Origin of the sequence: Chryseobacterium carnipullorum (assembly GCF_003815695.1) — a bacterium.
Taxonomy (GTDB): domain Bacteria; phylum Bacteroidota; class Bacteroidia; order Flavobacteriales; family Weeksellaceae; genus Chryseobacterium; species Chryseobacterium carnipullorum.
In genome coordinates this window covers 4784214-4809056 of record NZ_CP033920.1, presented here as the reverse complement: position 1 = coordinate 4809056, position 24843 = coordinate 4784214, and the positions used below count along the sequence as shown (strand labels likewise).

Below are 24843 nucleotides of genomic sequence, written 5' to 3'. Positions count from 1 at the left end.
TAGCTTCGCTAATTAATCTTATAATAAGGTTCCGAAAAATACTTACTCGGTTGGATATACGCTGTTTTTCGGTCTGCATCAAAGATCCAGTTGAATCTTCGCAACAGATCGGCACCAAAATAATTGACCGTCTGTTTTTTTAGGTCACCGATAAAAAATCCTGCTGAAACATCTTTTAGGACACTATTTCCCACTTTCAAAAAAGGAAGTATGCCCTGTTTGGTGATGATGCTTTTCCCGCTGGAGTTTTTTAATGTCTTTTCTCCTGTGATCTTCAGTTTTTTGTCCAGCTCTTTTTCGGCAGCGAAATCATTACTGTACAACAACCCTCCTGAATATCCGGATTGAAGGACAAAATAAGCTTCCTGTTGCTTATTTCCGTCAATAACGTTATCAGCTACAATATAAAAAGCTTCATGGTCATACATCGTGTTAATAGGTTGGAAGTCTTTTACGTCCGGTGTTTTGTCATAGACAATGAACTGATTATGGTCATAATCGATCTTAAATGCTTTTCCTCCAAACAGGACTGTTCCTATCTTTCCGTCAGCCTCGTGGCCAGCCAGCTGATTATCCGAAAAACGGACATTATTAAGAGTTAATTTTCCAATCTGTACCGTATTATTTTCGCTGATTTCCTCTTTATTGAAAATAATATGATCTGCTTTGCGCTGTCTTTCCGGAGAAATGGAAGCATCTTCCATAGCGATCTGGAACATCAGATCCAAAGAATCCTTTTTATTGACCAGTGTTTTCACAATGATATTATTATGTTTGGTGATTCTGAAAGGGATGGTTTGCTGTGCATGTATGTTGAAAAGACCCGCAGAAAAGAGGAGAATAAAGCTTGTTTTTTTGAACATTGTAAAGTGATTAGTGGTTAAAATCAGGAATTTTAAAATTACCTATTATCTTTGAAACAGCAAACAGGAATGTCAAATGATTCAAAAACTACTTAATAGTGGCCTTCATTGGAGGGAAAAAGAATTCAAAAGAAATGAATTTCTCAAGATGGCAGGAAGTACAGATACCGATATTTATTTTATAGAAAATGGAAGCATCAGGATCTATATGATGGATGAAAATGAAGAACGCATCATCCGCTTCGGATATACAGGAAATATTATTGTTTCACTGGATTCATTTTTGTCCGGAAAGCCTTCCGGTTTTTATATGCAGGCGATCAAAAAAACGACTGTAAGAGTAGCGCCTCAAAAAGATTTCTACCAATTTATTCAGTCAGGTGAAGAAAATCTTAAATTTTGGAACCGTATTTTGGAGGATCTTGTGTTGCAGCAAATTGAAAGAGAAAAAGACCTGCTGATCAATTCTCCACGAGAACGTTTTAACAGAGTATTGAAAAGAAGTCCGAAGCTTTTTCAGGAAGTTCCTAATAAATACATCGCCAATTACCTCAGAATGTCTCCGGAAACTTTGTCCAGGCTCAAAAAATCTTGAGTTCGGTCAAGATTTAAGAAAAAACGGATCCCGAAATTTGTATAAAAATCATCAATGAAAATTTCTACATCACAATTATTGAATGAATTGAAAATACAGGTTCAGGAACATAGTCATGTAGCGGAAAATCTTCTGCATGAGTCTGAGGCAAAACTCAATTCCAGAGCCTCACATGAAAGCTGGAGCGTATTGGAATGTCTTGAACATCTGAACCGGTACGGAAACTTTTATATCCCTGAGATCAGTCATAGAATCTCAGCTTCCCAAACTTCTCCTGCGCCAATTTTTAAATCAGGAATTTTAGGAAACTATTTTGCTCAATCGATGCTTCCCGGGGAAAAATTAAAGAAGATGAAAACTTTTAAAAGCATGAACCCTATTAACAGCCAACTGGATAAAAGGGTGGTGGAAGAGTTCATCAGACAACAGCAGCAATTACTGGAATTACTCGAAAAAGCAAGGAATATTGATCTTAGTAAAGTTAAAACTAATATCAGCATTTCAAAATTGGTCAAACTTAAATTGGGCGATACCTTTCGTTTTGTGATCTATCATAATGAGAGGCATATTCTTCAGACAAAAAAAATGATGAAGAATTTTTAAGTACAATTAATTATAGAATTTACTTACAGGTTGAATATAAAAGAGTAAATCACCGGAACTGAGTTTCAGGAGAAGGTTTGTCTGCTGTTGCGCGAGATTCCGATGGGAGAGACCAGAACCTACAAACAGCCATCTGAGTTTTCAGGAAATCCCAAGGAAATACGTACCGTAGGAACGGCGAAAGGTATTAATAAAATTGCTATTTTGATGCCCTGTCACCGGGGTCATTGGCTCAAACGGAGAGCTGGTGGGCTATGCAGGAGGATTCCGGAGAAAGCAAAAATTATTGGAATTAGAAAAGGCTATTTTATTTTGATTTTTGTAAATTTAGGCAAAAATTTACACGTGAAAAAGTTACTATTTGCACTTTGCCTATCAGCTTCGGCTTTAAGTTTTGCTCAGGATTACTCAGTACCGGCTGCAAGTCCGCGTCAGAAGGTAGAGCAGCAGTTTTCAATGTCTAAAATCAGCATCGATTACGGAAGACCGGGAGTGAAAGGACGTAAGATATTCGGAGAACTTGTTCCTTACGGACAGGTTTGGAGAGCAGGAGCGAACTCATCTACTAAAATCACATTCGGACAGTCTGTTAATTTCGGTGGAAAAATGGTTCCGGCAGGAACTTACGGTCTTTTCATCGTTCCTACAGAAAAAGAATGGAAGGTGATCCTGAATAAAGATTTCCAGCAGTGGGGCGCTTATACCTATGATCCAAAACAGGATGTGGTAGATATTACAGTACCTGTCAATAAACTGGCGGATAAGCAGGAATGGTTTGAAATTACTTTGAACCCTACCGACGAAAATTCAGGAAACTTAGTCATTAAGTGGGATATGGTTCAGGCAGAAGTGGCTCTGAAGCCAGCAAAACCTGATGCGGTAATCAAAATTTCAGATAAACTGAAAGAAATCAAGAAAATAGAATCTGACGCAGCAAAAGCAAAAAGCTAAGCAATGAAATTTTCAATCCAACCTGTTTTAGAAAATCAGGAATACCAATTAATCCCCTTACAGCAAGGGGATTTTGAGTCTGTATATGAAGTGGCTTCCGATCCGCGGGTTTGGGAGCAGCATCCCAACAAAGACCGCTACAAAAGAGAAGTTTTTGAAAGTTTTTTTCTGGGAGCGATGGAAAGCGGAGGCGCTTTTAAAATCATAGAAAAATCTTCCGGTGATGTTTTGGGAAGCACCCGGTTTTATAACTTTGATGAAGAGGAAAACCGTATTTTCATTGGCTATACCTTTTATGGAACAAAATCATGGGGTAAGGGAATTAATCCGCAGGTAAAGAAACTCATGCTCGATTATATCTTCCAGTTTGTAGATAAAGTGCATTTCCACATCGGTAAGGAGAATTTCCGCTCCCAAAAGGCTTTGGAAAGAATTGGCGGAGAGAAGATTGCAGAAGAGGAAGTCGCCTATTTCGCAGAGCCTACAAGAACCAATTTTGTGTATGAAATTAAAAAAGAGAATCGCTCATGAAAAAATATAAAATCCAGAAATCACCCTTTGTAGTTCCTACTACAGACGGAAAACTGATCGAAGAACATTGGGGAAACTCCACAGGAAACTCTAATGTATCCATTGCCCACATGGTGGCACCACCGGACTGGAGTGAGCCGCATCAGACTCCTGAATTTGATGAATTTACCCTTATTATTTCGGGAAAAAAGCAGTTTGAAATCGATGGAGAAATTGTCATTCTTGAAAAAGGACAGAGTATTCTGATAGAAAAAGGAGCAAGAGTGCGTTACAGCAACCCGTTCTCAGAACCTTGTGATTATGTTGCTATCTGTCTTCCTGCCTTTTCTATGGAATTGGTGAATAGGGAAGATTAAAAATATACCAATTAAAAATGTACCAATATAGCAGTGTAACAATGTACCAATGATATTTCTCGGTAAAACCATTGTTGCACTGCTGCATTGTTAAACTGTTACATTGCTAGATTGTTACACTGATACACTGTTACATTAAAATAAATGAAATTTATTTCAGTATTTCCTTCAAAAATAGCAGCGTATGATTCCACGCTCTTTTTGCCATCACTTCATTATAATCAGGTGATTTCGGATCGGTGAAGGTATGCTTTGAGTGAGCATAAGTGATGATCTGCCAGTCCGCATTGCCTTCGTTCATTTCTTTGATTAAATTATTATAATCTTCCGGAGTGACTCCCTGATCGTCCGCTGGATTTTCAACTAAAATCTTCGTGGAAATAGGTCCGTTTTTTCTGGTCTGATCTTTTCCGATGCTTCCATGAATAGAAACTGCTCCCACAACCGGAAGGCTTCCTCTTGCAGATTCTAAAGCACCCGTTCCTCCGAAACAATAGCCAATCACAGCAATTTTACTGGAAACGGCTCCATTCTTTTTCAATTGGTCCAGAGCCAGAGAAATACGCTTCTGGTAGGCCTCATAATTCTGTTTGTAGTATCCCGCAGTTTTACCGGCAGAAGCATTGTCTGTTGGAATATTTCCTTCTCCGTAAATGTCGGCAATAAAGGCAATATACCCTTGCTTTTCAAGTTCGGCAGCAGCGGTTTTAGCTTCGTCATCAATCCCTTTCCAGGCTGGAAGAATCAAAACACCGGGAAGTTTTTTTCCAGCGTTGGAAGTGACAAGGCCATTTAGTTTCTGTGTTCCGTCCTGATAGGAAACGGTTTTAAGTTTCTGGCTGAAAACGGTTTCTGTGCTCATTATACAAGCGGTTAATAAAAGGGTACGTATCATATTTTGTAATTTACTTAAAGGATCAAATGCATGCCTGTTTTCATGGCGAAGAGGTCATTTGTAATGCTTGACCGTTATCGGACATAAAAAATCCTCATCTAAATTACTGAAAATAACTGATCATGAGGATAAATATAAATGTTAAAACTGCAAGCCAATCAGAGCTTAACGCCTACGTTTTCGAGTTCCTGTTTCAGATCCGTATCTGGATTGATTTTGATGGTGATAAAGCCTAGCGACTTAGCCATTTCAATATTCTTAGGATTATCATCAATGAAAAGAGATTCACCGGCCTGGATATCATATCTTTCCAATAGTACATGCCAGATTTTCGGATCAGGTTTGATTAATTTTTCTGTTCCTGAAACTACGATTTTTCCATCAAAGATTTGAAAAAAGTCATAGTTTTCCAATGCGTACGGAAAAGTTTCTTCAGACCAGTTCGTCAATCCGAACAAGTGATACTCCGTATTTTTTAAACGTCTTAAAATCTCTACATTCTCGGGAATATCACTTTTCAGCATCACTGTCCAGTTGTCATAATAGGCTCTGAGTTCCTTTTCCCATTCAGGGAATTTTGTTACCTGGATATCAGTCCCTTCAGCAAGACTTCTTCCTTTGTCCTGTTGTTCGTTCCATTCAGACTGAGCAATGTTTTCCAGAAAGTATTCCATTTTTTCATCATCATTGAAATAATCTTTAAAGAAATATCTGGGATCCCAGTCCATTAGTACGCCGCCAAAATCGAAAATGATATTTTTAATTTCCATAGATGTTTTTAAACTTTTTTAATTTTATTTAACCACAAAAGTCGCAAAAGTTTTGATATTTAAACCCTTTAGAATACATAAATTTCAAAAGATTTTTATTCTGAAAACATTAAGTTCATATCAATAGAAAATCAAAAGAAATTATAAATCTTACCTATACTATTTAGCCATAAAAGTCCCAAAATTTTTTAATGTAAAACAGTTTAGATCAATTTGGATTTAAAAGTTTTACCATCTTGAAAATAATAAGCTCCCATAAAGAGAAAATCAGAGATTTTCATGAAAACTTAAGTGTACTTCTTATGCGTAATTTATTTAACTTAAATAACTAAAGTGTGCAAACAAAAGGCTTTTGTGACTTTTGTGGTGGATAGTTGTTCTGTTTTAAACCACCCCGTCAAAAATTCTTTGAATTTTCGCCACCCCTCCGGAGGAGGGGAATGGGAGAGAGACCCGGGAATTGGTGTTTGGATTAACGGGTTTTCTTATGGTTTTAAATTTTTGTGGTTGAAAATACTAAGCGTTTACTCAGGTTTATAAAACTGATACTGTTCGTTTTCGTAATAGGCATTGATATGATGAAGGCCATTCGTAAGGATAATTTCTTTCGCTCCGATAATGGAGTTATACCGTGCAGTCTGTTCAAATGTTTTCTCTGTCAGTTTGATCTGTGGGGCTTTGCATTCGATCAGGATGATAGGTTCGGTTTTCTCCGTCACCAGAAGGTCGATTCTTTTGGTGAGGCCGTTCAGAAGGATCTTTTTTTCAGTAATGAGGGCAGAGGCAGAATACCCTTTTACCGTAAGATAATAGTGGATCCAGTGCTGGCGCACCCATTCTTCAGGAGTGAGCAGAAGGTAAGTTTTGCGGACCAAGTCATAAATAAAAAACTTATCTTTGTCTTTCTTGAATTTAAAATCAAAAGTTTCCTGAAAATTCAGTTTTGGAAGTTCCATTAATAAGATGAAAGAATTAGATTTAATCCTCAAAAATATTAAAAATAAAGAAGTTTTACCTATTTATTTTTTCCACGGAGAAGAACCTTACTTTATTGATGCTGCTGTAAAAGTGCTTGAACACGACTTTCTGGAGGAAGATGAAAAAGCCTTTAACCAGACGGTGGTGTACGGAAAAGATACTTCTTATCATGAGATCCTTTCTCTGGCCAGACAGTTCCCGATGATGGGGGACAAGCAGCTGATCATCGTCAAGGAAGCTCAGGATCTGAAATTCAATGAGGAAGAAAACCGGGTGCTGGAAGCCTATGTGGACAATCCTGTTCCTTCTACGGTACTGGTTTTTGCCCATAAACACAAGAAACTGGACAGCAGAAAAAAAGCGACAAAAGCTTTAGACAAAGCCAAAGCCCTTTTCTTAAGTGAATCCGTGAGAGATTCCAACCTTCCCAAATGGATCGCTGATGAATGTACACAATTGAAAATCAAAACAGCCCCGAATATTGCCCACCTGCTTGCAGAATATCTCGGAAACGATCTTTCAAGAATTGCCAACGAACTGAACAAGCTAAAAATCATCCTTAAAGAAGGCGAAATCCTGGACGGAACGATCGTAGAAAATCATATCGGAATCAGTAAAGAATACAATGTTTTTGAGCTTCAGAAAGCTTTAGGAACCAAAAATGCAGATGCCGCTTTCAGGATCGCTCATTTTATGGGTAAAAATCCAAAGAACAACCCATTTGTCATGATGCTGGCCAATCTTTACAGTTATTTTTCCAATGTGATTATTTACCAGACGATGTCCGGACAGTCGCCGCAGGTTATCGCTTCACAAATGGGTGTCAATCCCTATTTTATCAAAGATTATGCGGAAAGTGCAAGACTGTATCCGCTGAAGCACGCGACCAGAGTAATTTCGATCTTAAGAGAATTTGATATGAAAGGAAAAGGCCTTGGAGCGGTTAATATGGGAGAAGCGGAACTCATCAAGGAATTGGTGTATAAGATCATCAATATTGATAAAATTAAAATGAAGGTGTAGGGAGTTTTGAGAGTATTAGAGTGAGAGTGTTTTAGGGTTTTATTTTTTTGTTACGATGAGAAAAAGTTTTTTCCTGATTGTTTTAGCTTTTGTTTTGATGCTTTTTGCAGCTCAGAATCTTTGGGGACAGACGATAAAAGGCCGTCATTATGAATTAACGATTGCACAGGATCAGAAAGCGGTCCTTATTTTATTTCCCTGCTTTCCCTGTACTATTGAACATACGAAAACTGAAGCCGGATTTTTAAAAGGCATCGAAAAGAAAGGGATTACCACGATTCTTTTAGACTATAATCAGAAATTATTTTTAACGGAATCTGAAAAACAGGAATACACAAAAACGTTACACAAAATATTTAAGCGCAATGAAATTTCCACAGATCATATATACATCGGAGGTTTTTCCGGGGGTGGAAATGTCGCACTTCTTCTGGCTACTTTTTTAATTAAAAATCATGATCCTATACAGCCCAAAGGTCTGCTGATCGTAGACTCTCCAATTGATCTTGAAAAGCTGTACGATAATGCTAGAAAAGATGTAGCCAAAAATGCTGATCCCGAAGCCGTAGAAGAAGCAAAGTTTTTGACTGAACTTCTGGAAAAAGAAATAGGAAAACCGGATATTAACCGTGAAAAATATAAAACGTTTTCACCCTATTTAATGTCTGCACCCGCTGATGAAGGTAATATCCAATATCTTAAGAATATTAAAACAAGATTTTACTGCGAACCAGACCTGAAATGGCAGCTGGAAAAGAAAAACAGAACCTACGAAGAACTTAATGCCTACGTACTGGAAAAAGCCAATCAAACATTACTGAAAGCAGGAAATAAACATACGGAACTCATCCAAACCCAAGACCGCGGAATTCGGGCAAACGGAACAAAACATCCGCATTCATGGAATATTGTGGATGGGAGTGAGCTGGTGAAGTGGATGGTGGAGTAGTTGGTGTGGAGGGTTTTAGAGTGAAAAGTGAAGAATGAAGAGTGAAAAATTATATTTCATTCCCCTTAACCCAGCGATCTATATCACTTTACCCAATCTCGCACTCAGTAAACCATTCATCGACAGTCCATATATTTCATATTGACAAGTATCATTAAAAATACTTTAATAAAACATTAAAAATTACGAAATTAGCGGACTGAATTAAAATCTTTTTGAACAAAGTAAATTATGGAACAAAACATTTTAGATTGTGTGATCGTTGGATCCGGGCCTTCTGGCTTTACAGCGGCTATTTATGCAGCAAGAGCAGACTTGAAACCAGAATTATATACAGGTTTGGAGCCGGGCGGACAATTAACCACAACTACGGAGGTTGATAACTTTCCAGGATATCCGGCAGGAATTACAGGACCTGAAATGATGATGGATCTTCAGAAGCAGGCGGAAAGATTTGAAACGAAAGTTCATTACGAAATGATCACCAAAGCTGAGTTCTCCAAAGAAGAAGGTGGTGTTCACAAATTATACGCAGGAAATAAAGAGATCTTCGCCAAAACGGTGATTATCTCTACCGGGGCTACGGCAAAATATCTGGGTCTTGATGACGAAAAGAAATATGCAGGAGGCGGTGTTTCAGCATGTGCTACGTGCGACGGATTCTTCTACAGAGGAAAGGATGTGGTAGTTGTAGGAGCGGGAGATACAGCGGCAGAAGAAGCTACTTATCTTGCGAAACTTACGAGAAAAGTAACGATGTTGGTAAGGAAAGACGTGTTCAGAGCTTCTAAGGCGATGATTCATAGAGTGGAAAACACACCGAACATTGAAGTGAAATTCAATCATGAGTTAATTGGGATTGAAGGAGAGAACAGCCTGGTAGAAAGAGCGATGATCATCAACAACCAGACTCAGGAAAAATCTTCAGTTGATGTAGACGGGATCTTCATCGCGATCGGTCACAAGCCGAATACCGATATCTTCGTGGGACAGATCGATCTTGATGAAAACGGATATATCCTTACTGAAAAAGGATCTACAAGAACCAATCTTCCGGGAGTATTTGCTGCTGGAGATGTTCAGGATCATATCTACAGACAGGCGATCACGGCTGCAGGAAGCGGATGTATGGCTGCGATGGATGCAGAGAAATATCTTGCTGAATTACATTAATATCCAGATTTTTACAATACAGAGCGTACCCACCGGGTACGCTTTTTTTATGTCACTTACTCCCGATTCTTCCCACAAAAATTATAACTGGCGAGCATCACATTCCCCTCCACTGGAGGGGTGTCGAAAATTCAAAGAATTTTTGACGGGGTGGTTTAAAACAGAACAAACATCCACCACAAAAGTCACAAAAGTTTTTAAACACTTTAGTTATTTTTAATTAAATACATTACGCAAAGAAGAACACTTAAGTTCTTATGAAAATCAAAGATTTCCTTCATTATAATAGTACATCTGTTAAACCCATTTTAGTTAGCAGGGATCTACATTCCCCTCTTTCGGAGGGGTGTCGAAAATTCAAAGAATTTTTGACGGGGTGGTTTAAACAGAACAAATATCCACCACAAAATTCACAAAAGCTTTTAAACACTTTAGTTATTTTAAGCTAAGAGATTACGCATAAGAAGTACACTTAAGTTTTCATGAAAATCAAAGATTTTCTTCATCATAATAGTACATCTGTTAAACCCATTTTAATGAGCAGGGATCTACATTCCCCTCTTTCGGAGGGGTGTCAAAAATTCAAAGAATTTTTGACGGGGTGGTTTAAAACAGAACAAATATCCACCACAAAAGTCACAAAAGTTTTTAAACACTTTAGTTATTTTAAGTTAAAAGATTGCGTACAAGAAGTACACTTAAGTTTTCAAGGAAATCTTTGATTTTCTGCTTTTGTATTTTTCTTATTTTCATGCTGATAAAACTTTTAAAACTAAAGTGCTTTAAAGTGTTTAAATAATTAAAAAGCTTTTGTGATTAAATAATAATACGGGGTAACGGCCACAAACAAAAAAACTGCTTCCGGTCTGGAGCAGTTTGGATATCATGATCTGTCGTACAGATTTATTTTCTGGATTTTAATCTTTTATTTTCCGCTTTTAGGGCTTCTATCTGCTCCTTCAGAAGGTTGATATATTCTTGCTGGTTTTCTAAGATATAATCAGGAATGTTGTAATTATTGTTAAGAATTGCAGTTCCAGAATTGGTAGATGAGTCATTAAAATTGACTGTATTTCCCGGTTTATCTTCTTTAATATCCTCTACTTTAACGTCCAGAGCTTTAGCCAGCTTTTCCCACTCATCATCAAATATTCTTACATCACCGCTTTCTTTACGGCTGTAGTTGGATACATCGGTAGCGATAATATTGGACATATACTCCTGCGTATAGCCTCTTTGTTTTCTTAGAGTTCTTAGCTTTTCCATAGGGTGTGGGTGTGTTTTGTACAAATATAGAAAATTCAGTTTTAAATTTTTATTAAAAAGAGAAAAATAGGAATAGCCTATATTCTTTGATAAATAAAACCCGTTGTGCATTTTAAAATATACTTGACTTTAGATTGTTGATTTTTTTGTTTAAATAGTTTTTATTAATAAATTGAACAATTGTAAGAGCTGTAATCTTTGCTAAACCGCATGAAGTTTGTAGCCAAAAAAAGACATTTGCTGTGATGCGCAAAAATCTCTGTTTGGATAACAATACTGTTCATCTTTACATATTTTATTCCGACACTTAAAAATAATTCCTATTTTTACAAGTGATTTTTAACCAAAAATGGTCAATCTATTTTGGAATATGAAACAAAAATAGAAATGAAAATAAAAAAAATATTATTTAGCATATTAACCGCTCTTGTTTTAATGATATCAATATTCCTTTATATGAATAAGGATAAATTTGTCTATGTAGGTTCAGTAGATATTATTGAAGTCGATTGCAGCAAAAAACGTCAAATCTTGAGCGAAGTTTTAGAAAGTGACCAAAGGATTAGAAAATCAAATGAACTCATCAAATACGCTAAAGAAGATCATAGGAATCAAGAATTAGTGATTAGCATTATTGAAAAGTGTGGTATGCCAACATTGAAGGAGGTGAGTCAAAAACAAATGGATGCAATCTGGTTGGGACTGCAACATAGTACTGAAGAAATCAGAAAAAAGTATTTTCCACAAATAGAAAAAGCGGTAAAAAATGGAGACTTATCTAAACAGCAATATGCATTGATGAAAGATAGGATGTTAATGGACGAAGGAAAACCCCAAATATATGGTTCACAAATAGAAAATGGTAAATTGTATAAATTAGAAAATCCTGAAACTGTAAACGAAAGAAGAAAAGAAATGGGATTGGAACCAATAGAGGATTATTTAAAGTATTTTAATATTCAGTTCAATCCGAATTAACAACACAACATATAATCACGTAGACGACTCCGGTCATAATTATTTGGAGTTTGTCTCTCACATAAATTTTATTAAAAAAAACATCAACCTAGAGCAGGATAATACAAGAAATTGTAAATAACCAATGGATAACTTCTTTTATCTTTTATTAAAACTCTTAAATTCTTTTGATTATACCTATCAAACAAGCTGTTAAAGAACGGCTGTTAGTGAACCCAATAAAAGCGCTCTTTCAATTACAAATACGCTTGACTTTTTTGGTGTAAAAATGTAGTTGCTAATGACCTTCATAGAACCTATTATAGAGCTTGAAAATCAAAATACAACGAAATTACACGATAGACACACTGATTCTATTTTTAAATAGAGAATATGAGTCATTTATTATCAAAAACAGCAATAGAGTGTTATTTAGTAAATTTCAATTTATAGTTTGCTGATCATAGGTAATAGAGTTATTTCCGTGACTTTAGTGTTGTTAAACTTTGATATTAAAGTAATTATTATTTAGTGTAAATACTGTAGAAACAAAAATTTTGTCATACGGTTATTTTTCCCTAGCTTCATTTTTAGTATAGTTTTGCTTTTCAGAAAAAACATGCCCCTACCTAATGTATAATCCCTAAATTGATCACCCAATCAAAAAATACCATGCACAACAAAATCATAAAAATAAAACACGTCACAGGAACCTACACCATTGATGTAAAGGAGGGAAAACTGAACGAAATGCAAACCCAGCTGGACAAATGCCTGAACGATGAACAAGGCGCCATTGTGGTGAAGGGAGAAAACGGAGATCAGTTTGTATATCCGTCGGATTTTCTGAAAAATAGTTTCATTTCTATAGTAGACAGGGAAGAGAAGAAGGAAAGCTAAACAAAACAAAAGTCCCAAACGTAGTACAAAGACTGTACTTTTAGTTCCGGAACGTAATATTAGGGATCTGTTTTAAAGAAATGAGTGAAAATAATTCGCCTGATTTTAAGCTTATTATTAAGTTTTGTTAAAATTTATCAGGGAAAAGTTTTGCAGAAATATAAAATCGTTTTATATTTGCACCACTGAAAACAACGGTATCACCGGGATTCAGGAGAGATGGCAGAGTGGTCGATTGCGATAGTCTTGAAAACTATTGACTGTAACAGGTCCGGGGGTTCGAATCCCTCTCTCTCCGCTAGTTGAGAAACTAAAATAAGCTAAAACGCTGTAAACATCAATGTTTACAGCGTTTTTTGTTTTGCGCTAGAGTCAAAAAAAAACAAAATAGGTCACGATTTTTATGACCTTTTTAGTGACCCATCCTGAAAATTTGAAAATGGGTCACGAAAAATTCAGGAAAACCCGACCAATAGGCAGTCTAACGATTGTACATCTTGCAGAAAGTGGTAACAAAAAGTAAATTATTAACAATTAAGGTTACCACACTATGAACAAAACATTCAACCTGTTATTCTTTATAAAAAAGAATAAAATCAGAACCAACGGAACCGCTCCCATCTACTTGCGAATCACGATAGATGGCAAGGCAGCGGACATTGCTGCTAAGAGATATATCGATCCCCAGAAATGGGATGGCAAAGCGCATAAGGCAATGGGTAACTCTCAGGAGGCTAAGACGCTTAATGTCTATCTTAAGACTTTAGAGCAACAGGTTTACGATTCACACTACGTAATGTTAAAAGAGGATAACAATGTAACGGCAGTTGGTTTAAAATCTAAACTGCTTGGAACTGATATCGAGCAAAGAATGCTCATTCCTATCTTTCAAGAGCATAATGATAAAGTAGAAGCCCTGGTCGGTCACGATTTTGCTCCCGGAACATTGGAGCGTTACAAAACATCATTAAAACATACACAGGAATTCATTAACTGGAAGTATAAAACTTCTGATATCGATATCAAGGCTATTGATCACGCTTTCATTATGGATTATGATTTCTGGCTTCGAAGTGTACGTAAATGCGGAAACAATACCGCGGTGAAATACATTAAGAATTTCAAAAAAATCATCAGGCTCTGTATGGCACACGGCTGGCTCAACAAAGACCCTTTTCTTGGCTATAAAGCAAAGCTCAAAGCTGTAGAACGACCGTTTCTCTCCAAAGAAGAAATCCAGACAATGTATGAAAAAGAATTTGTTTCCGATAGATTGACACAAGTAAGGGATGTTTTTCTTTTCTGCTGTTATACGGGTTTAGCTTATGTTGATGTGAAGAAATTGACAAAGTCTCATATCAATATCGGCATTGATGGCGACCAATGGATATTTACCCGTCGTCAAAAAACCGACACCTCAACCAGAGTTCCTTTACTGCCGCTAGCTAAAGAACTGGTTTTAAAATATGAGAACCATCCCCAATGTATAAACTTAAATGTTCTGTTTCCTGTTGTAAGTAATCAGACTATGAATTCTTATCTCAAAGAAATTGCGAGTGTTTGTGGAATCAATAAAGAGTTGACATTTCATATCGCAAGGCATACATTTGCTACTACAGTTACATTGTCTAATGGCGTTCCGATTGAAAGTGTAAGTAAAATGCTTGGTCACACGAATATCAAAACCACTCAACACTATGCTAAAATTTTGGATAAGAAAGTGAGCGATGATATGTCGGTTTTAAGAAGTAAACTTGAGGGCAGTGAGTTTAATTGAGATTAAAATAGTTATGGAGATATTAAATGTAATCCCGCCTTGGGACCAAGACGAGCGTATCTTCAAACACTTTTATAGATGATTTGGTTCGTTTGAGCCATATTAAACATGAATTACAAAACTCTTCATTAACAAGAAATTTCTTTTAGCTAACATTGATTGCAAATTAGCTTAAAAATTAATAAAAATCTTTATTGGAAAAATCAGTCTTCATTTGGCTTTGTTTATCTTATAGTCATAACCTTCGAAATATCTAAAGGATTTGCAGAGGATTAGAACAGATTCTGAGATAAAAATAAATTATCTGTCATCTAAAACTATGAAAAGTCTATAGAGGTCATTTGAAGACATTGATGATAGTATTGTTATTAGTAATTAATAAAATGTACAAAATTCATTAATTAATTAAAACGACAATTTTTTAGTAGATTTGTTTTATTTGCATTCGTGCAAGTAAAATATATAAAAACTAATAGTACTAAAAACTAAATTAACGAATGGAGAACCAAGTTTATTATGGGCAATACTCTCTGCAACATTGGATTGACTTAATATTGAAAGAAAATATTATGCTTCCTGTTTACCAGCGATTGTTCGTATGGGATGAAGAAAAAGTGAAAACACTTATCGAAACCTTCAAAAACAAGCAGTTTGTACCGCCAATTACTATCGGTGCATATAAAAATGCGAGTAGTGTAAATCAGAATTTAATTCTAGACGGTCAGCAACGACTTACAAGTGTTCTTCTTGCACATCTTGGTCTGTACCCGGATAAGGCTACATTCCGTGCAACCATGGATCAAATAAATCTAGTAGCAGACGAAAATGATGATGAAGATAACGATCCTGTAATTCTTGACAATATTCTTGAGTGGAACTTAAAAAAACTGGTTGAAAAAGGAAGAAATAAAATGGATATTCTTTCGCAAATAGTCGCTGGTAATTATAAAACTGTGAACTTTGGTATTGATGATAACTTTTTGAAAAATACATTTCTTGGTTTTTCATATTTAGTTCCACAAACAAATGACACACAGGAACAGCAAAAATATTACTCATCTGTATTTAGAAATATCAACGTTCAAGGTGAAAGATTGTTGGCACAAGAAAGCCGTGCCGCTTTATATTTCTTAAATGAAAATTTGGCAGGATTTTTTGACCCTGAGTTTGGCAAACATATTTCCGTCAAAGTAGTGAGTCAGGAAACAAAAGCTGATTTTGTTCGGTTTCTAGCTCTGTTGTCTCAGTATGCAAAAGATGGAAATAGCAATAGAATTGCTGCGGGATATAAGCCAAAAATGGAATCCTATTATGAAGATTATATTTATTCAGTTATTGGTTCGCGAACATCTTCACTATTCAAAAACTTTTCAGCGATTTTCCCTGATGAAAATTATAAACCAAGGCTTGAACGCTTAGAAAAAACTATTGATGATTTAGGTTTTCCAAAACAATTTCCATCGATTATAGATATGGACGTTTACCTTTTGGGTTTAATTCATGTAATTGTATTTGAAGACAAAAGTATTGATCTTACTCAAAAAGATCAATTAGAACAAGCAGTAAAAGATAAAATATCCCAACTTAAAGTCAACGAGGCACATAAAAAAGCACCAAGCGCACTAAAATATCTACAGGAGCGTATTCAATCTTCAATTGAAATCTATAATAATTATACAGACGATGAGTGAACATAAAGATTTTATCCTAATGCCTATTACCAAAATACTTCACGAAGTGATTTCTGCCAATTATGCTATAGGCAATGGTATGGAAACTTTTCCCTTAAGCGAACATATTTTCCAATCAACATTTTTAAGAATGACCGGCGCACAGGAGCAAAAAATGAAATGTATCTGTTGGGAAATAGCAACAATTGATTACGAATACAGATATTATAGATATAATCAAAACACATTGGGAGAATGTTCTTCATATGCAGAAAAAAAGTCAATTTTTAAAGACTTGTTGGATGCTATACATAAGTATGAACCTAATTATGATGTCTCAACAGCAATTGGCAAATCGAGCATAAGAATAAGTACGATTGATGATGTAAAGACTGTATTCGTAAATTCTAACTTATCAATATGGGCCCAAAGTAGTTTTCTTGATTTTAAAATGAATAATAATACTTGGATCAAAGAGATTCATTTTGCTGTCGGAGATAAACTATTTGAAAATGTTTTACAAGATAAGTATAGCTTGCTTTATAGACATAGAAATAGATGTGCACATAACACTTTTTCATATCAACAAAATCTTCCAACACTAGCAGCATTGCTAAATGAAAATCATCGGTATGATAATTATGTCATGAGGTTCGCCTTGCTTATTTTAATTGATAAAATTTTTATAGCACTATATCAAAAATATTTGATTGTAATTGAATAAAAATTAAATCTGCTTATTGACATAAAATATTGACCTCTCCAATAATTTTCGATATTTAGAAAGATATATATTTTAACAATTGATATATAAAACATTAAAATTGGTTAAGAAAAATCCTAACAGTTCCATTAGAAGTGGCTATAGATATGAAGATCTATATGTTTTGCAACTCTGTATAGAATGGCTTAGCGAGCCGCAAAAGTTCAAGAGTGTTAAGATACAATACGTACCTGAAGGAACAAAAGGCTTTGCTCTTGACGATGTAGTGGTAGAATTTCCAGACAATGCAAGTAGTTTTTACCAACTAAAATACAAGCAGAATCCAGATGTTGATTTCTGGACTTTTGATCATATTTTAGAGAAAGGATTAGTAAGATGGATCAGATCATTTCAAATGTTAAACGGACGACAAAACGATAAATTTTATTTGATTACTAATGGTTCTCCAGCTGCTGATGTTAAAAAGTGCCTGAATGGGAATTATCTTGATTACGAAAAGATAAGTCAACACTTCCCGGACATATTAGAAATATTGCGCTCACAAATATCTGAGGATAATTTATTAGAAAATTTTTTTTCAAACTTTAGATTTGTTTTTAATCATCCCAATAAAAATGAACTGGAAGTAAAATTAAGAACTACACTTTATGAAGATTTAAAAGTTACAAAGGCAGGAGTTGACAGTCTTTTGATTTATTTAGCTATACAAGGTTCAGAGCAATATCCAAAGGTTATTACTCTAAATGAAATACGTAAACATTTATCATGGGACAATCCCAGAGCATTAAATCAAAGTTTTCAAGTGCCGTCTGATTTCGAATTTTTCAGTCATCATACTCACCGACAAATACTTACTGAATTAAAATCTGCTACAGGTGGTACAAAGATAGTTGTCGGTAAGCCAGGAGCCGGAAAGAGCACATACTTATCAAAACTATTTGAGATATTAGTTGATGAGAAAGTGACCGTTTTTAGACATCATTATCATTTAAATCCAAAAGATCACACTCAATTTGAGAGATTAAATACAAATAGGGTTAAAGAAGCATTAAGAGCAGAGTTCAAAAAACTTAATTCAAAAGTTCTCGAAGAGCTAAGCTGGGAGAATACAGAACATACTCCGCTATGTGATTTTATTTCTAAAATTGCTTCCTACTATAAAGACAAAGGAAAAAGCTTTGTACTTATTATTGACGGTTTAGATCATGTAATAAGAGAAGGAAACAGCGAAGCGCAATTACAGCAATTTATTAATGAGATTTTTTTTCCTCAGGAAGGATATTGGCTAGTTTTTGGAACACAAGAGCTGGCAATAAAATGCATGCCGAATGCTGTGATTAAAGCTGCTCCTGAAGAGAAGTGGATTACTATAAAAGGTCTGAGCAAAATAAATGTAGGGAAAATTCTTTCATCCAAAATACATAAGATTACCAATAAAAAAGAAGCAATTGAAAAGCAAGTTCTCCAAAAGGTTTTTGAGATTACTTCTGGCAATCCATTACATCTGCGATATGTTATTGATGAGATCGTCAATATTGATGGCTTCATTTCCACATACGATTTGGAACGCATTCCTCCCTATAAGGGGGATATTGAGATTTATTATCAAGATCTGTGGAGGAATCTCTCTGATTTGGCCAAGACATTTTGTTTTGCAATTACTGCATTAGATTTTAAGTTACATAAAGAGCAACTGATAGAGCTTGGAGCCCACCTTGCATCATATCCAACAGAGATTACAAAATGTTTTAAAGAAATAAGGCATTTATTATCGTTCGAACTATCGGGAATTTCCGTTTATCACAACAGTTTTTCTGTGTTTATGGGGCATCAACCTGAAATAGAGGAGCAAAAGAAGCTATTGTATAAAAATATTAAAAAATGGCTTTCTGATTACGATGATGAAGACTTGAAATGGTCTGAATTGGCAAAAATCGAATATTATCTGGGCAATCCATCTTTATTATTAAATATTGATAAAGAATGGGTTATCAACAGCTATCTGCAATGTAGAGATGAACATCAAATTCAGAACTTACTGGATCTTGCGACCGAAGCAGCATTCCGTTTCAAGGATATTCGTAAAACAATCTTTTTCGGAAATATAAGCATGAAATTTGCTAATAGATCTTATAATCTTTGGGATGATAACTTAAAAAAGGTTTGGGTAACATCTTTTAGGACTAATCCAGAAATCTTCATAAAATACCCTGAATTTTCTCGACTTACCTATTACCAAGCTAAAGAGTTGCTTCTCGCTTTGAAAGACAGAGGAATGATTGAAGACATTCCGGAGGAAGCAATGGATAGATTCAATGTTTTATTTCAAGAAGATTACAGTGAATCTGACAACATTGCTAAAGCTTGTTTAGAAGTTTTGATGAATTTTGAAACTGTAAGTAATCAAAGGATTATTTCATTCCTCAATCAATTTCGAAAAGATGACACTTCGTCCCGTTATTACGGATACTTCGTAAGAAAAGCACTTGAAGATTCAGAGCGCTTTGGTTATAGATTAGATCCATTATTTAAATCCAAATTGACTGCACAGGAAAAGATGAGTATAGGTTCTGAACTGATTCACGATGATCTGAGAAATGGTACATCTATATGGAAACAGCACCTGGAAAATCTTCCAAGAATTGAAAATTATAATTCTATAATATATAATTATCTGATTAATGAGCGACAACCATCAGTTTTACAGCTTAAAAAAAGAGAAGATTTCTCAGTTAAGTACGATATTGCATCTGATTCCTTAGGTGCCAAAAAGGAATGTGTTGATCTTTTTTTCGATTCTTTATTTCTAACGCTCTCTAATCAAAAGGAACAGATTGGCCAATGGCTGGAACAAAAAAATATTGATAAGCAGAGTCAAGTACTGAAGTCAATAATTAAAATGGCTGAGAAATTGGGAGATTGTCACTTAAGTCATAAACGTATACAGATTACTGAAGTGATTGATTGCCTAAATGAAGTTGATGTATTGGACTTTTATAAAGATCACGATATTTTTGAATTGCAAAGATCAGTTATTCCAGGGATTATTACCGAAGTAATTTGGATGGCCCATGTTTTTAACCGACATAATAATTTTGATCCAGAAATTCAAATAAGTGAAATTAAGACTTTATCAAGTCATTCTTGGTATTATCAGTCAAATTTATATACACTTTTACATAGTCGCAGTGTTAAACTTTCTGAAGATGCATTTTCTTTTTTTGCAGGTCAAGAAATCGAAAAACTCAATGATGATCTTACCGAATACAAGGATAAAACCGAAAGGATGGCTAATCTTGCGATATTGGCAGCTGATCTCCAAAATCGCAAAATCCTTCCGACTTTACTTTATAGAGCTGCAGAAACACTACTGGCATATGGTAATCATAAAGACATGTTGCTATATGATATCCTCGTAGGTATTGAAAAACTAAACGTGATCGAGCCTAATTTCTCCAAGCAACTATTACAAAGTATTTCACCTTATGTCTATCATATTGAAAAATTAACGGATGGTGATGAAACAGGATCTTTTATTTATACTTATTCATCGCAGCTTGCAAGAGTCGATGTTCCTGCCCTATACAATTTTTACATATTAAGCCTTCATGAACGTAGTTACTATCTAGCCGAAAGTCTATTTTCTGATCTTCTTACAACCCTTGATTTTTCAGATTCAGTCTGTCAGGCGGTTGCATCTACAGCGGTAGGACATCATTCACATATCGAGCTGGAAAGAATAGCATCTGATAACATGGCAGCCTCTGAAATACTGGAAAATATACACCAATCTCTAGGTAAGATCGATTATAGCTATAATCAAGAAAAGGAAGATTATAAAAGTATAAGTGCTAAAGATAAGACTGAATTTGATTATAGCACTGTGGAGCCAGATAATCTTAAAAAGTATCTCGACGAGATGCCAGTCAGGAACATTTACAGAAACAATGATGGATTGATATTCCTACGAAATTGGTCAAAATTTTGGATAGAGAAAGATACGTCGGATAGGCAACTTTTAGTAAAATCAATAAAGCCGATCATTCAAGAAAGTTTTGAAGAGATAGACTACGAGTTCCTTGATTACTTATATTCCCACCTTATTAATATAGACAGGAATTTTGCTTTCCAATGTATTTGTTGGGCACAATCTAATAGTGGTTCTTGGACCAGTGATTACCACTCTAAACCTGAGCAGGCTAGAACCAGGTGGTTCAAAGTCATTAAAGAATTCCCATCTAGACTTCAAGAATTTTTTGATCTTAGCATCAACAATTCGGGACTAAAGTACAGTTCGACCAAAGAAAAAAATTACACTTTTTCTGCTCCCAAGGCTATTCAGTTTTATACTGATGCTGGACAGATTGAAAAAGCGAAAGACATTGCACGATGTTATGTTGAGCTACTGCCATCTCTTTTTCCTAATGTTAACTTACCAAATCCAGATTTCTATTTAAATCAGCAAAAGTTTGAACCTTTTGATCTTTTGATAAAGCGTTTCGAATGGATAAGCCCTCTCGTAAGAGAGCGAGCTGCAAAAGGCCTGGTCAAGATTCTAAGTGAAGACAATTCTGGATATTATCATCAAAAATACTTTACATGGTTGTCGGAACAGATGTTAGAATCAATGGCTTCTCAAGGATTGTTAATATTATTGTTATCTGTAAAAAAAGAAAATAGTAATTCTCGAAAATTTGTTAACAGTAAGAATCTTGGTAATTTGTTAAGTTTGCGTTGTATGGCTACTGATCTCCTTGCAGAATCTATAGGTAAGGAATTAAAACTAGCTTTTAAATTTTCTCAAATCAACTATGTTTCTATGACATTCAAACAAAATTCAAGGACGAAAAAGGACTTTGAGGAACTGATTGGTAGGAATCTTCCTATTGTATACTTGAATCACATCGAAAATCTTCAAAAAGATTGTCCTGTAAAAGTTTGGTCATGTTGGAATACATTATTCGATGACTATGTTGATGAATTAAATTTACAATATCAAAGAGATGACGAGACTTTTAATAATGATTTTAATAATGTTATGATTGGGAGGGCAACTATTTTTTCTGAGGTACTTCGATCAACATTTTTTAGGCTTCTGGATTATTTACTTAATCAAGGCTTTTTAGATTCACAGCAACATTATTTTTTAACCATCTCTAATTTTACCATAGAACCATCTATGTGGGCAATAGATTTATCAGTAAAACCATCATGGTGGCCTCGGCAAAACAATTCAAAGAAAATCAGGTATGACGAAGAACCTCCGGCTCTTGAATTAGATATATCTGAATTACTTGCGCATAAGGATAACCAGCAGATCCTATGCTTAAAAGCAATTATTCCTAATAAGGAAAACTTTTATCACAGCGATTATTATTATAGTCTCAATGTTTTACCTTTTGCATACAAAGGAAAGTGGTTGGAAAATGATGATGCAGCTGAAATTTATAATAGGTTAGATTTTGATGCCGGATTTTATTATCCAGAAATCACCGATTTACGAAACTTTGGTGTTTTCTCAAACAAACACAGGTATATAAGTGATGAGGAATCTTACCTTATGAAAGGTAATAGAATTATACCGCTAATGATTCCGATACGACCATTGAATACTAATATGCTGCAATATTACCGAGCATTCCATAGTTTTAAACTGCTGGCACCATTCATAAAACGAAAATTGAATCTTACTATATCAAAAGGTGTTTTACAGTATTCCGAAAACGATAGGGGAGTTGGCTTTTTTTATGACTTCTTAGATGGTCTTAGAGAAGCAACAGAAATGCCCGAGCTACTGCCGTACAATTCATTTACTTCTTTGGACAAAGAGTTCTTGTCGAAAATTCTGGGTCAAGAAAATATAAACTTAGGGTATGTGATAAAAAAGACGCTTTATAAAAAAGAAAAACATGGTCGGTCAGGAAGTTTTGATGAAAGCGAGGAGTTTAGCTGTTATTTCAGGGATAAAATATAGATTGATAATAATTATTTAAACAATGCGTACCAATTATGGAAGTGCATTTAAATCCAAATTAACAGTTTGAATAAATAATAATAAGGCAAAATTCTATAGATATAGTACCTGAAAAAATTGAAAAGCTTTTGAGATAGCATCGAAAACAGTGTTCTTCGTATTTTTTAATTTGATGAGTTAGTATCAATTTGAAGAAAATCTTATTTTTAGATAAAAACTGAGAGGATATTTGCTAGTTTTACGCTCCATCCCATAGCAAAAAAATATGAAGCCCTTAATATTAGACTATAAAATTATTCGTCCTGAGTTAAAATTTGCTACAAAATATAAATACGATCATTTCGAATCGCTGAGCGTAGTCGTCTTTAACGGTAAAAAAGTTCCGCTAATTAGTACTCCAGCTGATATTATTGTAAACTTGAACACTGTGACCAAAGTCAAGTCTGAAGCTGATAGTTCTCCTGTGTCTTTTGATCTTACCACAAGAACAAAGATAGGTGGAGAAAAAGATGATTACCATTTCGATTATGTAATGTACACCACTAAGACTCTTGTGAAATTAGAAAACGATGATACCCGTACTCCTTATAACCAATAAAGCAGACATTACTACAGATTTCGTAGTGAGAAGACTTAAAGAGAGCAATATAAAATTTTATAGGTTTAACACAGAAGATTTAGGTTGCAGCGTTGAAGTCAATTTTAATTTTGAGAGTGATAGCTTTAAAATTTTTGAACGGATGACTGGTATTGAAATAGATCTTCTAAATGTTAAAAGTGTATATTTCCGAAGACCAGAATTACCTGACGACAATCAGGAGCTCACTAATGCTGAAAGTCATTTCATTAGAAATGAAATCAGTTATACTTTAGAAGGCATTTATAAAATTCTGAATTCTGCATTTTGGCTAAATAATGTAAATGATATTAGAAATGCAGAGAATAAAATTTATCAACTCCGGGTTGCCAAGAGATTAGGTTTTAATATGACAGCGAGCTTGATAACTGTAAATTCCAGTGATATTGACCACCCAATTTCAATTCAAAGTGACCAGGTAATTTCGGTTTAAATTGACCACCCTTAATTTTGATAAAAACTCTTGTTTTTCATGTGTCAATTAGTATTCAAATATAATAAATAATTACTCCCTGTTAACTCCTCTCTTTTTTCTCATAGATTCCCCCTGGAGTTCCAGGCGGTGGGACTGATGGATAAGTCTGTCCAGAATAGCATCAGCAATGGTCTTTTCACCAATAATGTCATACCAGCCCTGCACCGGGATCTGCGATGTTACAATGATGGATCCGTTGTTGTGACGGTCTTCTATGATCTCCAGAAGGGTTATCCTGTTGGCACTGTCCAAAGCCTGAAGACCAAAATCATCAAGGATGATCACATCCTGTCTTTGTATTTTTGCAAGTTCGCGCAGGTATGACCCGTCTGCTTTTGCCATTTTTAGTTTGGCAAACAGCTTGGAAGTATTAAAATAATTGACCTTGAAGCCTTCGATACAGGCCTGATAGCCCAATGCGGTTCCCAGGTAACTTTTACCCACGCCTGTACTTCCTGTGATCAGGATGTTCTCGTTTTTCTCTACGAACTCACATCCTGCAAGACGCATTACCAGATTACGGTCGAGATTGCGGGTGTCATCGAAGTTGACACTTTCAATACTGGACTTGTAATGGAACTTTGCATTTTTGATGCTTCGCTCTATGCGCCTGTTGTGCCTCTCATCCCATTCGGCATCGATGAGCATCGATACAAACTGGTCGAGGGTATAATGGTCTGTCCTTCCGCTTTCAATAGCGGTCTTAAAGGCATTGTGCATGCCGTAAAGCTTCATTTGCTTCATTTTGCTCACTGTCGGTTCGTTCATAACTGTTG

The 24843-nt window shown here is 35.3% G+C and carries 22 protein-coding genes, 1 tRNA gene and 2 pseudogenes; 18 read left to right on the top strand and 7 right to left on the bottom strand.

The features are described 5' to 3' along the window. Positions 1–8: 8 nt before the first annotated feature. Positions 9–863 carry a hypothetical protein gene (locus tag EG346_RS21845; RefSeq protein ID WP_123881594.1) on the bottom strand — a complete coding sequence of 285 codons (855 nt, stop codon included), beginning with the start codon at positions 861–863 and terminating at the stop codon, positions 9–11. 76 nt (positions 864–939) lie between these two features. Here EG346_RS21845 and EG346_RS21840 point away from each other — a divergent pair, with 76 nt between their 5' ends. From EG346_RS21840 to EG346_RS21815, 6 genes and pseudogenes are all read left to right on the top strand, one after another. Then, positions 940–1458 (top strand): Crp/Fnr family transcriptional regulator, encoded by a 519-nt coding sequence (locus EG346_RS21840; RefSeq protein WP_123881591.1) that lies wholly within the window; start codon positions 940–942, stop codon positions 1456–1458. Between the two features lie 54 nt (positions 1459–1512). Continuing rightward, positions 1513–2061: a DinB family protein gene (locus tag EG346_RS21835; RefSeq protein WP_123881588.1), complete on the top strand. Its 549-nt coding sequence runs from the start codon at positions 1513–1515 to the stop codon at positions 2059–2061. A 102-nt stretch (positions 2062–2163) separates the two neighbouring features. Next, a pseudogene (locus EG346_RS25400) lies at positions 2164–2223 on the top strand (methylated-DNA--[protein]-cysteine S-methyltransferase); the annotation flags it as partial. 183 nt (positions 2224–2406) lie between these two features. Then, on the top strand, positions 2407–3012 hold the full coding sequence (locus EG346_RS21825; RefSeq protein ID WP_073334924.1) for a DUF2911 domain-containing protein: 606 nt from the start codon (positions 2407–2409) through the stop codon (positions 3010–3012). A 3-nt stretch (positions 3013–3015) separates the two neighbouring features. Further along, entirely contained in the window at positions 3016–3543 is a 528-nt protein-coding gene (locus tag EG346_RS21820) for a GNAT family N-acetyltransferase (protein WP_123881585.1), read from the top strand. Next, positions 3540–3899, top strand: coding sequence for a cupin domain-containing protein (locus EG346_RS21815; RefSeq protein WP_123881583.1), 360 nt, complete (start codon positions 3540–3542; stop codon positions 3897–3899). The genes EG346_RS21820 and EG346_RS21815 overlap by 4 nt, the downstream gene beginning before the upstream one ends. A gap of 151 nt (positions 3900–4050) precedes the next feature. On the opposite strand, the gene EG346_RS21810 is transcribed toward EG346_RS21815, so the two are convergent. The 3 genes from EG346_RS21810 to EG346_RS21800 form a co-directional block, all read right to left on the bottom strand. Further along, entirely contained in the window at positions 4051–4794 is a 744-nt protein-coding gene (locus tag EG346_RS21810) for a dienelactone hydrolase family protein (protein WP_123881580.1), read from the bottom strand. Positions 4795–4952: 158 nt separating this feature from the next. Next, on the bottom strand, positions 4953–5564 hold the full coding sequence (locus tag EG346_RS21805) for an HAD family hydrolase (RefSeq protein WP_123881578.1): 612 nt from the start codon (positions 5562–5564) through the stop codon (positions 4953–4955). A gap of 524 nt (positions 5565–6088) precedes the next feature. Beyond that, positions 6089–6520 (bottom strand): type I restriction enzyme HsdR N-terminal domain-containing protein, encoded by a 432-nt coding sequence (locus tag EG346_RS21800; RefSeq protein ID WP_123881575.1) that lies wholly within the window; start codon positions 6518–6520, stop codon positions 6089–6091. Positions 6521–6527: 7 nt separating this feature from the next. Here EG346_RS21800 and holA point away from each other — a divergent pair, with 7 nt between their 5' ends. The 3 genes from holA to trxB all read left to right on the top strand — a co-directional run bounded on the left by holA (position 6528) and on the right by trxB (position 9687). Then, positions 6528–7565 carry a DNA polymerase III subunit delta gene (gene holA / locus EG346_RS21795; protein WP_123881572.1) on the top strand — a complete coding sequence of 346 codons (1038 nt, stop codon included), beginning with the start codon at positions 6528–6530 and terminating at the stop codon, positions 7563–7565. A gap of 55 nt (positions 7566–7620) precedes the next feature. Continuing rightward, entirely contained in the window at positions 7621–8514 is an 894-nt protein-coding gene (locus EG346_RS21790; protein ID WP_123881569.1) for an alpha/beta hydrolase family protein, read from the top strand. 231 nt (positions 8515–8745) lie between these two features. Then, on the top strand, positions 8746–9687 hold the full coding sequence (trxB, locus tag EG346_RS21785; protein ID WP_073334843.1) for a thioredoxin-disulfide reductase: 942 nt from the start codon (positions 8746–8748) through the stop codon (positions 9685–9687). A gap of 903 nt (positions 9688–10590) precedes the next feature. On the opposite strand, the gene EG346_RS21780 is transcribed toward trxB, so the two are convergent. Together EG346_RS21780 and EG346_RS25540 are read right to left on the bottom strand one after the other, a co-directional pair. Beyond that, on the bottom strand, positions 10591–10953 hold the full coding sequence (locus tag EG346_RS21780) for a helix-turn-helix domain-containing protein (RefSeq protein WP_073334844.1): 363 nt from the start codon (positions 10951–10953) through the stop codon (positions 10591–10593). A 204-nt stretch (positions 10954–11157) separates the two neighbouring features. After that, positions 11158–11256, bottom strand: a pseudogene (locus tag EG346_RS25540) (IS982 family transposase); the annotation flags it as partial. Positions 11257–11340: 84 nt separating this feature from the next. On the opposite strand from EG346_RS25540, the gene EG346_RS21775 reads away from it, so the two are divergent. From EG346_RS21775 to EG346_RS21735, 9 genes are all read left to right on the top strand, one after another. Beyond that, the gene (locus tag EG346_RS21775; RefSeq protein WP_123881566.1) at positions 11341–11931 is read left to right on the top strand and encodes a DUF6624 domain-containing protein; all 591 of its coding nucleotides are present in this window, start codon (positions 11341–11343) and stop codon (positions 11929–11931) included. Between the two features lie 651 nt (positions 11932–12582). Continuing rightward, complete coding sequence (locus EG346_RS21770) at positions 12583–12810, top strand: glyceraldehyde-3-phosphate dehydrogenase (RefSeq protein ID WP_123881563.1); 228 nt, start codon at positions 12583–12585, stop codon at positions 12808–12810. A 213-nt stretch (positions 12811–13023) separates the two neighbouring features. Continuing rightward, positions 13024–13108: transfer RNA gene (locus EG346_RS21765), tRNA-Ser, on the top strand. 252 nt (positions 13109–13360) lie between these two features. Beyond that, positions 13361–14587, top strand: a complete 1227-nt coding sequence (locus tag EG346_RS21760) for a site-specific integrase (RefSeq protein WP_123881561.1) — start codon at positions 13361–13363, stop codon at positions 14585–14587. A gap of 497 nt (positions 14588–15084) precedes the next feature. Next, positions 15085–16278, top strand: coding sequence for a DUF262 domain-containing protein (locus EG346_RS21755; RefSeq protein ID WP_123881558.1), 1194 nt, complete (start codon positions 15085–15087; stop codon positions 16276–16278). After that, complete coding sequence (locus EG346_RS21750; protein ID WP_228426323.1) at positions 16271–16981, top strand: hypothetical protein; 711 nt, start codon at positions 16271–16273, stop codon at positions 16979–16981. The genes EG346_RS21755 and EG346_RS21750 overlap by 8 nt, the downstream gene beginning before the upstream one ends. A gap of 100 nt (positions 16982–17081) precedes the next feature. Continuing rightward, the gene (locus tag EG346_RS21745; RefSeq protein WP_123881555.1) at positions 17082–22955 is read left to right on the top strand and encodes an ATP-binding protein; all 5874 of its coding nucleotides are present in this window, start codon (positions 17082–17084) and stop codon (positions 22953–22955) included. 265 nt (positions 22956–23220) lie between these two features. Next, positions 23221–23553, top strand: coding sequence for a hypothetical protein (locus tag EG346_RS21740; RefSeq protein ID WP_123881552.1), 333 nt, complete (start codon positions 23221–23223; stop codon positions 23551–23553). Continuing rightward, positions 23525–24025, top strand: coding sequence for an MvdC/MvdD family ATP grasp protein (locus tag EG346_RS21735; RefSeq protein WP_123881549.1), 501 nt, complete (start codon positions 23525–23527; stop codon positions 24023–24025). The genes EG346_RS21740 and EG346_RS21735 overlap by 29 nt, the downstream gene beginning before the upstream one ends. A gap of 72 nt (positions 24026–24097) precedes the next feature. On the opposite strand, the gene istB is transcribed toward EG346_RS21735, so the two are convergent. Continuing rightward, positions 24098–24835, bottom strand: a complete 738-nt coding sequence (gene istB, locus EG346_RS21730; protein WP_066679763.1) for an IS21-like element helper ATPase IstB — start codon at positions 24833–24835, stop codon at positions 24098–24100. Positions 24836–24843: the final 8 nt, after the last annotated feature.